This window comes from Kiritimatiellia bacterium (assembly GCA_028715905.1).
In the GTDB taxonomy this organism is placed as follows: Bacteria; Verrucomicrobiota; Kiritimatiellia; order JAAZAB01; family JAAZAB01; genus JAQUQV01.
In genome coordinates this window covers 1-11412 of the sequence record JAQUQV010000064.1, presented here as the reverse complement: position 1 = coordinate 11412, position 11412 = coordinate 1, and the positions used below count along the sequence as shown (strand labels likewise).

Genomic DNA, 11412 nt, shown 5'->3' with positions numbered 1-11412 from the left:
GCGGCGTGATCGTTGACGGCATCCGCTGCTGCAAACTGGCGCTTGACCGCGGGATCGGCGGCGTGCTGGAAAGCGCCTCGGCCTATCTCTCCAAGAGCGCGCCGGTGCAGTATGCCTCCGAGGACGAAGCCCGACAGGCCATGGATGAGTTTATTGCCGGAAAGCGCGTTAAGTAAGCAGAAGGAACGCAAGGTTACGCGTCAGAGGCTGACGGAAAATTTTGAGGGTTAAATATGGCGGGACCAGGAGCGGAATATATCGGGACGGAGGAGAAGCTGGAAGCGCTTGACGTGCTTGCATCCGGATATTTATTCAGATACGGACGGAGCGACGATGCGAGATTCAAGGCCAAGGTATGGAACCTGGAACGCGAATTTTGTGATTACGTTGGCGCAAAGCACGGCCTGGCGGTAAACAGCGGCACGAGCGCTCTGCTTGCATCATTGATCGGACTGGAAATAGGCGCCGGCGATGAAGTCATTGTGCCCGGCTATACCTTCATAGCCTCAATATCGTCAATCGTATATGCCGGCGGCATACCGGTCTTGGCCGAGATAGACGAATCCTTGAATCTGGATCCGATGGATTTGGAACGCCGGATCACGGAACGGACCAAGGCAATCATGGCGGTGCATATGCTGGGAAATCCGGCGAAAATGGACGCGATAATGGAGATAGCGAACAGGCGCGGAATTCCCGTCATTGAAGATGCGGCGCAAGCCTGCGGCGGCGTTTATCGCGGAAAAAAGCTGGGCACGATCGGAAAAATCGGGGCATATTCTTTTAATTTTTACAAGACCATGACATGCGGGGACGGCGGCATGATGGTTACTGATGACGAGGAAGTTTATACGAAGGGTTTTGGGTTCCACGATCAGGGCCATCTGCCGAACCGCCAGGGAGTGGAGATCGGAAAGCGGTCCGCGATCGGGCTGGATTTCCGGATGAATGAGCTTACGGGCGCGGTGGCGCTGGCGCAGCTCAGAAAGCTGGATGCGGTGTTAAATCATTTGCGGGCGATAAAGAAAACATTCAAGGAAAAGATATCCGGATTAAAAGGAATACAGTTCAGGGAAATTACCGATGCGGAGGGAGAATGCGCGACGGTCTTGACCATTATCTTGCCCGACAGGGAAGAGGCAAAGACCCTCGCCCGAAGACTGGACACGCCGTTATTGATAAATTCGGGGTGGCACGTGTACAGGAATATGGAGCAGATACTGTGCCGCGAATTTAAAACTCTGGACGGGCAGGTGATAAAATACGAAAAAGGGATGTTGCCAAGAACGGAGGATATTCTTCGGCGAAGCATGAATTTGACGATCGGGTTGAGGGACCGCGGCATTGGCGCGGTCTACGGTCTGGGACCGAAGGATACGACGAAAGAGGCGGAAAGCAAAGGATATGAGTTTGCGAAAATAGTCAGGGAGACAATCGGATGAAAATGGCAGTGCTTGGCGTTGGCGCGCATCCGGATGATCTGGAGATATCATGCGGAGGAACATTGGCCAAATATGCCCGCATGCGGCATAGGGTCGTAATGGTCTGCATGACGGACGGGCGATACGGGAGGCTGCATGCGCCAGCCAGGATGATGCGCATAAGGGAACGCGAGGCGCGTTCCGCGGCAAAAATTATCGGGGCAGAGCTGGTCTGGTTGGGGCATTCGGACCTCGGTTTACGGGATGATTTCAGACTGAGAATGGAACTGGCGGATTTGATCAGGCAGGTCGGGCCGGGCGTGATAATTACCCATGCGCCAAACGGGCTTAATCCGGATCATCGGACAACTAGCAAGATAGTCTGTGACGCCTTGATTCCGGCGTTTACACGCACATTGAAGCTGAAACACAGGGCCTGCCGTGAAATGCCGGTATTATATTATATGAGCACGGTGGGCGGCACGGATTTTAATCCGGAAGAATATGTGGATATATCGGATCTGATAAGAATCAAATTAAAAATGCTGGCAAGGCATGAAAGCCAGGTGGAAATCTACAGGCGATATGAAAAACGCGACTTTTTGGAATTTGTGGAGGCGGCGGCCATGGTGGATGGATTCCGGTGCGGCGTGAAATATGCGGAGGGGTTCAGAAAATTACACTCCTGGATGCAAAACCGGCCATGCCGTTTGCTGCCTTAAAATGAAAATCAAAGCCATAAGATTCGGCAAATTGCCCCTCCATGACGCCTGTTGGTCGCTTATCACCGGCAGGGACAATCGGATATATGTGGGAGTTTGCGGCGAACTGACAGGCGGGTTGAGCGTTTATCTCGTGTCATATGATCCTAAAACAGAGAGAACGGACTATCTTGTAGAAGTGGCGGCGACTGTGGGCATCCCTTCTGATAATGGACATGCCACCCAGAGCAAGATACATTATTGTCTGCTGGCAGGGGATGACGGATTGCTTTACGGGGCCACGCATTGCACGGGCGCCCCCCTGGGAGATCCCATTTGGCGGCCGTGGCATTGCTGGTATAACCCGGCCAAGACTTTTGATGGGGCGAAAATATTTTGTTATGACCCCGCAAGGGATAAAGTGGTTTTTACGGATACGGTTTTGTCCAAGGAAGGTTCAAGATGCATGGCTCTTAATCAGAAAGCGAAGAAGCTCTACGGCATCTCCTATCCCAAAAACCATTTTTTTGTATATGATCTTGCAAGCCGCCGCACCGAAGATTTCGGGCGGATAGGCAGCATTAATCCACAGGCAATATTTCTTGATGTCCAAAATAATGCCTATACCACGGATGATTATGGCTATTTGCTTAAATTTGACGCGCAGAGGCAAAAGCTTCATCAGTTAAGCGTAAAATTGCCGCGGTCCCCCTTTCGGGATGGTTTTCATAATGTTCTTTACGACGCGGTCTTGTCGCCCGACGGCAAAAGCGTATTCGGGGTAAGCTGGAATTTTGGCGCGCATCTTTTCAGATATGATTTTGACGAAGGCCCGGAAGGACGAATTTGCGATTTAGGCCTGCCCTACGGTCCGGATCGTGATTATTGGAAAAACATGACCAGTGATCATGCCGGCGGGCTTGTTTTCGGATTTGACAAAATGCTTTATTATGCCGTGAATTTTTATTGGAAGGAACCGGTGGAGACGCATTTAATCCGTTTTCATCCCGAAAAGCAGATACGCGAGGACCTGGGAATAATCGCGGAAGGAAATTGCAAGGCTAATTATATTGCCAGAGGCGCCGCGGACATTTATGGTAATCTGTACTTTGCCGACGCCGGCGTTCGGCCCACGAAAGTGTTCAAGTATACGCCGGAATATGCAAAGACGGATACAACGCGCGCTTCCATTGATATTTATCGGAATTGGGGGTAAACATGTTGACAGACCTGGACGGCAAAGTTTGGCCGACCCCGCCGGATGAAGAGGGGCGATTTAAAAAAGATCCCCGGCGCTTGAGAGAGATTACAGCAAGGTACGAGAAAGACGCATTTGTCAGCGAAGGGCATCTTCAGACGCGTCTCCTTGGAAACATCACGTATGCCAAGCCGATTCCGCCGGGGGAATGCGGCATTACTTCTCTGGCCGCCGCGCCGGACGGCAGGATTTTCGGAGCTACCGCCGGATTAAAATCGCATCTGTTTTGCTATGATCCCTCGCCGGATGCCGATACGGTGATAGATATCGGAGTGATTGCGGATAATACGGCGGTCTGTCGTTCGCTGGCGGCCCATCCGGATGGGAGAATATTCGGCGGCACTGCGGGCGATGGCAGGAACGGGGAAGGATTTATTTTTTGTTATACCCCCGTTTCAGATAACATAATCACTACCGTGGCCGATCCTTTGCATGTCATCGGGCAGATAAAAAGATTGGCGGCGCCGGTAAAGAACGAGGGCATGGCAACTCTGCTGATGGATAAACGCGGCAGGAATCTTTACGGTTTAAGCAACCGGAGCGGCGTATTGTTTGCTTACGATATCGTTGCCGATAAAGTGGAAATAAAGGGGCAAATAGACGAGCTTGGTGAATATTCGCCGTGTTTGGCGTCGGACAATGAGGGAAATATTTATGGCGCGTGTCAGAGAGGATTTCTATTTGAATATAATCCGGAATCCGGGAAAATTGAGAAATTGAACATTCGCATTCCCTGCCTGAAAGGCAGCGAGGTTTACAATAAGGTGGATTCTTTTGCGGTTGACCGGCGTTCAGGCGTTATATACGGAGGTAATACAGACGGCGTAATCTTTGCCTTTAATCCCGCCGCCAGGGAAATTATCGCGCTCGGCAAGCCTTTGGCTTCCACCCGCATAAGAGCGCTGACGGCCGGCCACGACGGTAAAATATACGGACTGGGCGGAGAGCCCGGCGGCTGCGCGCATTTGTTTTGTTATAATTCCAGGAAACATGAACTAAAGGATTTGGGAGCATTGCTGGCCGGCGTGGAAAGACGTTGGTACGGCTATGAATTTGACGCCGCGGTTACCGGGAAAAACGGCGAAATTTATCTCGGAGAAAACGACCGCATAAGTCATCTGTTCATCTACTATCCGCCTGTTGAGAATGCTTTCGCGACCTGAAGACACGCTGTCGCTTTGTCTTTAAACGCGGATTGAAGGGAGATCGCGCATGAGCGCCGGTTCAAGAACCATATTGCGCTTCGCCGTGCTTGGCGATACGCATTTTTGCAGACGGCGGGTGAAAGAACATTGCAGAAGGAATTGCCCGTTTGCCGAACTTCCCGACCATGTGCGCTATAACGCCATGCGCGACGCGATCCTTGCGCCGATGTTTGCGAAAATCAGGGAAATGCATCCTGATTTTGTGATTTCCACCGGTGACTTTGTGGAAGGCGGAATGCGCGACCGGGAAAAAACTTACCGGGAAATGCGGCAAGGCTGGAAGTTCATGCGCCGGCTCGGCGTTCCCTGTCTTATAGCGAAAGGAACGCATGAAGGATCCGGCAATCATCCTGGCGCCGAAGCATATCGCGAAATCGTTCTGCGCGGCATGGCCGCCCGGACGGGACAGGCAATTGACCGGGAATATTTCCGATATGAGTTGAAAAATAATCTTTTTGTCATATTGGATTATTTGAATTATGACGAGAAACAGGATCGCTGGTTTGAGGACCAATTGAAGGCGGGGGCGCGCGCGGCAAAACACATATTTGTCGCAGCTCATCCGCCTCTCTATAATTGGGGGCGGCATTTCTTCATTAATGAGCCGACTTTTGTCAAAAGAATCGCCGCGCTTTGCGAAAAATATCCGGTGGATGCCTATTTTTGCGGACATACCCACAACCAGGCCGTGAGTTTCCATGAAACCGGCGATAAAAAAGGGTATTTGCAGATTACGGCCTCCTCGGTCGGCTATCCCGGCATGGATTTGGTTGCGTTGGACGAGTTTCATGTTCTTGCCGAATTCAGTCCCCGCGACCGATATTTATGGGGGATTCTTGAAGACAGCTCTCCCGGTTTTTATTTTTTTGAATGCAAAAACGGAAACATGCGCGTGGATTGGTTTTCATTTAAGGGCCACACGGCGTCGTTTTCCGTGAAGGGCAGAAGGACTTTGCCTGTAAACGTCAAATTGCCGGAATACAGAAAAACAACGCGCGTAATGAAGCCCGGTGATTTTAATCAGGTTAAGGCCGCCTGGCTTTATATTTACGGCATCTATGGCGACAACAAATCAACGCGTTTGATTTTCAACGGTCATGACTGCGGCGAGCTTCCCGTGAACAACGGTTATACGTCGCGGCGCTACGTCTTGCTGGATGAACAGGCGTTGGAATCAATCGCAAGCAAAAACGAGGTAAAAATCAGGCTTCCATGCCGCGGGGAATTCGTTTTGGGAAGCGTTTCGTTGGAACTTATTCTCATGGATCATAGAATAATTCATTCTGCGGTCTGCCCCGAACTGTTTGTCTGCGGCGAACGCTGGAAGTTGTTTCGCAAGCCGCGCAAATATCTGTCCGTACGAAACGGCCAAACGGTCATTCTGACGATAATGTTGTTCCGGGAAAATGCTTTGTTATAACCCCAACCCGGCATAGCCGGAACCATAAAGGGTTCCGGCTATGCCGGGTGATAATTTTTTGATACAACCTTGTGACAACAAGGAGGTTCATTATGCAAACAGCATTTCTTGAACGGCATACCGAGGACATTCTCGGCGCCTATTCGTGTTTTGACCGGATCGTCATCCAAGACACCCTGCCCGACATTGCCCATGCGGATATGCCTGCGCAATACTGGAAGAAAGCCATATTGATCGTTGTCTCATGTTGGTTAACATGCGGGCTTATAACCCGGGCTGCACCGGCGAAACTGCGGGTGGGGATTTTCAGCGGCGAGGGGTTTCCCGACGGGTTCGGCGCAAGACCGGCGTCCTGGTATCAGGACGAATTAAAGAAGCTGGAACATGAAGCGATCGTGTTGAACGCGGATGATATGAGCAATGCGGAGCGTCTCAATCGCAAGACGCTGGACATCCTGATCTTGCCCGACGGCAAAAATGTGCCCTGCGAGGCCGCGTATTTGATTCCTGAATTTCTGGCGGCGGGCGGACATCTTGTCACAACATATCTCCCCATGACCGGTTACAAAAGCGATCCGTCCCAATCATCCAAATGGACGGATGGATTTGACATTCATTATTTCAGGCTAAGTTGGCGCAAGTATCCAATGACATGGCAGATACGATTTTTGCCCTGGAAGTCCGCCCGGAGAAATCTGAATTGTGAATTAAAAATCAATACGAACCTGACGGCTTCTTGCAGAGCCCTTCTGCCGGCCACGGCCGGCCCTTTGAATGCGAGCATGGGCTTGCCGGACAAGTTGAATATGTTCCGGCATGAAAATATTAACGGCGAGCGTGAATACCGCGACTTGAACTGTGCCGGCGGTGATAATATGGAGACGGCGGCCAACATCATCCTGCCGGTCTATACGCTGCCGACGGGCGAATCCGCCGATTTCCTGGCATATCGGTATCACAACAATTATTACAACGGCGCCACGCTGGTGCATCTTGGGCAGACGGGGGAATCCTTAATGAAGGGGGACAAGGCCGGCGAGGTCCTGCAAGCCTGCCTAAAATTATGCGCGGAAAAATACCCGGGGGAACAGACGGAGGAATGGTATGAGCGTATGATCAATGTTCAGCGCAAAACGAGCGCGTTCGGGAAAATCTTTACCGCCGCTTATCACCGGGCGCGGGACGCGATGATCGCGGCATTTTACAGCGGGGAGCGGGAAACATATTATGCCATCCAACAGGATATGCAGAAAATGATGGCCGGATTGGAAGCGGTGATGCAGGAAAAGCAGGCGCTGGACAAACTGCTGCATGCCGGAACGGATTATGCCGGCCAGGATCAGCGCCGGAAGGCGCTGTTGGAACGGATTGCGGCCGAGGAAAAGAAATGCGAGGAAGTGAAGGCGGCCGCGGCCGGACTGCCGGTCGTCCTCAAAGAACCGGAGCAGGTAAAAATAAGGCATGCTTTGGGGAGAATGCCGGCGGTGGCGGGGGTTACTTTTATGGGGTTATACGGATTAAATGCTATGTTGCAGGCCATAAAGGAATCGGGATGCAACGTTTGGCTTTTTCAGAAGCACTCTTCTTTCCCCTTTTTGGATTCGCCGTCGGTAAAGTCCCTTATGAACGGCATTAAGATAGAAAAGACTTTTTCCAGAAAAATAACTAAAGAACAGGGGAAACTTGATCTTTTATCCGGGCAAGTCAAGGAAACCCGCCGGGAAAAGCTTCAACCTGGAAAAACGGAAGAAGATGTCAGGCAGTTTATTGGAGAATGGAAGAAACTGCCGATGATCCGCTACTGGGCCGGCCAGGAAGGTGGGTTGGGGTGCGCGTATTGGGGAAGCCAGGCGCGCGAGGAATATGCGGAACACTTGGCGGAAAAATATAAGAATGTCAGCCGGATGAATGAACGCTGGTTGACTGCCCATACAAGCTTTAATGACGTCAATTTGATTACGCGGCAGCCGCAAACAGCCAGTGAACACGCCAATTGGGAGGACTGGAGAAAATTCCGCGAAATGCAGGTTATCAGGTCCCGGAATGCGGTCTACAAACTATTTAAGAAATATTCGCCAGATACATTTTTTTCCTACTGTATTTCAACCGGATGCCGCTGGTATCCGTTCTACGGGGTGGATTATTATGAATTGACCAAAACCCAGGATATCGTCGGGACCGACGGAACTTCCATGCCGGTGGAACAGGAGTGGACTTATTTGGATTTAATTGCAGACGGTAAAAAGCTCTGGACCATGGAATGGGGCGCATTTTATTTTCCGCCCGCCGATCTGCTGGTTGGCCGGAAAAAGTTAGCCCGGCAGTTGTGGCAGGAGGTCAGCGGCGGGCATGCGGGCGTCAATTGCTGGATATGGTGCTGGCCTGGATACCCCGCTAATTACGTTGATACGACCGGCCTGCCGACGCTGTACGGCTGGGAATTGACGCAATTGCTGTCTGATTTCCGCAGGATAGAGCATATTCTTTTAGATGGTAAACGCGCTGATCCGGAAGTCCGGATATTGTTTTCTAACACGTCCCGGTGCCATGACCAATCGTGGAAACCATGGGGGGGAACGCGGGCGCTTTCCCTGCACTTGAAAGCCGTGGATAATCTGTATGGCTGCTTCGCGAAGCTTGCATTTGCGGCGCGGGTGCTGGATGAAGGCGCGCTGCGGGACGGCGCGGATTTAAGAAAATGCCGGATATTGATTGTGCCCCAGGCGCAGTATTTATCCAGTGAAATCCAGGACAAACTGCTGGATTATGCGAAGAACGGCGGTTGCCTGGTGGTTGAAGGCTTAAGCGGCAAATGCGATAATTACGGGAACAGTTCCAACAATATGTTCAAGGCAATGGGGATAGCGCGCGGAATGGCAAGGACAAAGGAAGTGCAGTTGAAAGAAGGTGTTATTTATACGGCGCGCGATCCGAAGAATCAGGAGTTGTTTTACGCGCCCATCGCGGTGGAAGGGGGCAAGACGCTCCTGCAATATGCATCGGGCGAGCCGGCGATGGTGAGCAGGGAATGCGGTCAGGGGAAGATCATTGTGAGCGGCCTGCCGTTCAGCGTGGAACAGGCGGGGATCGGGCAGATCATGGATAAGATCTTCAGCGAGGCGGGATACACGCCGAAATATAAATGCGACGACGAGAAACTGGTTTTGAGGGAATGGGAATATGATAATGAGTTGTATCTGATTTGCGCGCATCCGGAGGGGAAAGAGGGAAAAGACATTTTGAAGCGGTTTTGTCTCAAGCTGAGGGGGGACTGGGAAGTGGAGGATTATTTGCTGGGGATGAAAGCTCCGGTGGCATACGAGGGGGGATGGACCGTGATGGAAGGCGTGATCCTGTCGCCGGGCGGGCGGGTGTACCGGTTGAGGCCTTGGGCCGGGCATCCGGAAAAAAAGAAAGCAGCGGGGAAACCGGCAAAAGAGGGAGAGGGAAAGCAAGTTTTCATGGAAGAGACGGGCTTGCCGTATAAGGGAGAAATCCGGGTGGAAAACGGCGAAGTCGTGCTGGGAGGATACAAATTTCAAGCGGCGGTGGTGAACGAGGGCGGGAGTTTTAACGAGAAAGGGCGGGTATTCCTGACGGCGAGAAAGGGGGATGAAGAACGGATGCAGGAATTGAAGACCGGCAAGGATTCATTATTCTCGTTTCGCGGCGAGACCCTGCGGGTGAAATGTGAAAGCCAGTGTTACGTGTATCCGGAAGGCGCGACCGTGGCGATAGAAAAGATAGAGCGTCCGAAGATAGAATCGGCATGCGGAATAGCAACGAACGGCAATGCCCTGGAACTTTCCAACGGGCTGGTGAGTTTAACAGTATCGCTGAATGCGGGGGGGCGGATAGCGGAATTGAAAACATGGCCGGAGGGGATCAACCATATTTTTTCAACGGGCGGGATCAAGGAAATAGACGGGATATATCCCGGGAACCTGATGAACCAGCTTTTTACGGTCAAGGGGGAGAGGGTTGGGGCGGAAAAATGCGTGATTGAAATGGAACCGGAAAAAACGGTCAACGGCTTAAGGGAGAAAAAAGAGATTGCATTAACAAAAAACATAGCCGGCGCCGCGGTAAAACTTGAATTAAAAAATGAAGGCGAAATGAACTGGCAAGGCATGTTCCGCGTGCATCCGGAATTGACCGTGGGGGGCATGGCGGATGGCGACGATGTGTTTTACGTGCCGGTAAAAGACGCCTTGAACGTGATTCATTATGCCGTCGGAGAAGAACGGTTGTTAATTCCATCCGAGGGCTGGACGGCCTGCTGCGACAGCCGGGAACGAATAGCATATGTGAGCGTATTTAGTCTGAACGAGGTAAAGACGGTCTATCTGTTTTTCGGCAATAATTGCTATAATATTGAGCTGTGGGGGGACAAAGGGACGGAGATAAAGAAAGGCGCAAGCCTGCGGCTGGATCATGAAATCTACATGATAAAGGGGGTAAGCGGGGTTGGCGGATATGGGAAGGGATGGGCGGGGAATATCATTATGTCATCCGACAAATGGACGCAGGACAAGACAATGAAAATAAAACTGGAACTCGGTAATGCGTATCTTGAGAAACAGTCGGCGCCGATCCGCGTGGTTTTGATGAAGGAGGGGAAAGAAATCCGGAGGTATTATGAAGGGAAGGCGGAAGTGAGTTATGAAAATCCGGCGGAGAGAGAGATAGAAGCCGGTTTTGACGGGCTGGGTGAGGGGGAGTATGAATTGAGGCTGGAGGCCGGGACAGATGCTGAAAAAATTTTCAGCATTGGCAAAAAGATAACGCTGGCGGGGAAGAAGCTTGAGGAAGACCGGGCGATGTGCCAAGCTTATCAAAAACGCCTGGATGCCTGCCTGAAGGGCCAAAATCTTGCGAAAGAGCGGAAGTTTAACGCAGTGCAGTTTTTGGAGGAACTGAAAACCGCGGTGGAAGAACAGGACGATGCGATTATCCGGCAAAAGCGCGGGAAACTGGAGTCGGTCCTGGGCGGATTGAATTCCGGGCGATAGGCAGGATTGACTCCATGCACATTGAGCTGAGAGGGATTTGCCGCGCTTGCCGGGAAAACAACCGGAAAAGACCGTGAGTTTTTGTTTTACCTGAATTTATGCGTAGGAATTTCAAAAATATGATCAAACGTGCCGTTGTAGGTAGGAGCCGAACCCCTGTTCGGCGATGTATGTTTTATTGTCCGGAATCGCCGCATAGGGATGCGGCTCCTTTCAAATACAGTGGCCGCCTTTGGCGACCTCATTAATGCGCACCCGTATGCGCAAGGTGCTAAATAGCAGCCGGCGGCAACACCGCGCCGCGCACGGGGGAGGTGATTAATACAGAAGAAAACAAGGACGGAGATGCCGGCGATATGGGCCGGCAACGCATGAGGGGCTGTAATCATCAATTA

The 11412-nt window shown here is 51.6% G+C and carries 6 protein-coding genes; all 6 read left to right on the top strand.

What is annotated here, in order from left to right:
* The first annotated feature begins 233 nt into the window (after positions 1 to 233).
* Positions 234 to 1442: a DegT/DnrJ/EryC1/StrS family aminotransferase gene (locus tag PHP98_10310; GenBank protein ID MDD5484019.1), complete on the top strand. Its 1209-nt coding sequence runs from the start codon at positions 234 to 236 to the stop codon at positions 1440 to 1442.
* The gene (locus PHP98_10305) at positions 1439 to 2143 is read left to right on the top strand and encodes a PIG-L family deacetylase (protein ID MDD5484018.1); all 705 of its coding nucleotides are present in this window, start codon (positions 1439 to 1441) and stop codon (positions 2141 to 2143) included. Before PHP98_10310 ends, PHP98_10305 begins: the two co-directional genes overlap by 4 nt.
* A 1-nt stretch (position 2144) precedes the next feature.
* Entirely contained in the window at positions 2145 to 3338 is a 1194-nt protein-coding gene (locus PHP98_10300; protein MDD5484017.1) for a hypothetical protein, read from the top strand.
* Between the two features lie 2 nt (positions 3339 to 3340).
* Positions 3341 to 4543 carry a hypothetical protein gene (locus PHP98_10295; GenBank protein ID MDD5484016.1) on the top strand — a complete coding sequence of 401 codons (1203 nt, stop codon included), beginning with the start codon at positions 3341 to 3343 and terminating at the stop codon, positions 4541 to 4543.
* 49 nt (positions 4544 to 4592) lie between these two features.
* Positions 4593 to 6005 carry a metallophosphoesterase gene (locus tag PHP98_10290; GenBank protein ID MDD5484015.1) on the top strand — a complete coding sequence of 471 codons (1413 nt, stop codon included), beginning with the start codon at positions 4593 to 4595 and terminating at the stop codon, positions 6003 to 6005.
* Between the two features lie 92 nt (positions 6006 to 6097).
* Entirely contained in the window at positions 6098 to 11017 is a 4920-nt protein-coding gene (locus PHP98_10285) for a beta-galactosidase trimerization domain-containing protein (GenBank protein MDD5484014.1), read from the top strand.
* Positions 11018 to 11412 lie beyond the last annotated feature (395 nt).

Bases quoted from the DNA above. Each gene is read 5' to 3' on its own strand.
- PHP98_10290 (MDD5484015.1), top strand. From the start codon at position 4,593: ATGAGCGCCGGTTCAAGAACCATATTGCGCTTCGCCGTGCTTGGCGAT.
- PHP98_10295 (MDD5484016.1), top strand. From the start codon at position 3,341: ATGTTGACAGACCTGGACGGCAAAGTTTGGCCGACCCCGCCGGATGAA.
- PHP98_10300 (MDD5484017.1), top strand. From the start codon at position 2,145: ATGAAAATCAAAGCCATAAGATTCGGCAAATTGCCCCTCCATGACGCC.
- PHP98_10285 (MDD5484014.1), top strand. From the start codon at position 6,098: ATGCAAACAGCATTTCTTGAACGGCATACCGAGGACATTCTCGGCGCC.
- PHP98_10310 (MDD5484019.1), top strand. From the start codon at position 234: ATGGCGGGACCAGGAGCGGAATATATCGGGACGGAGGAGAAGCTGGAA.
- PHP98_10305 (MDD5484018.1), top strand. From the start codon at position 1,439: ATGAAAATGGCAGTGCTTGGCGTTGGCGCGCATCCGGATGATCTGGAG.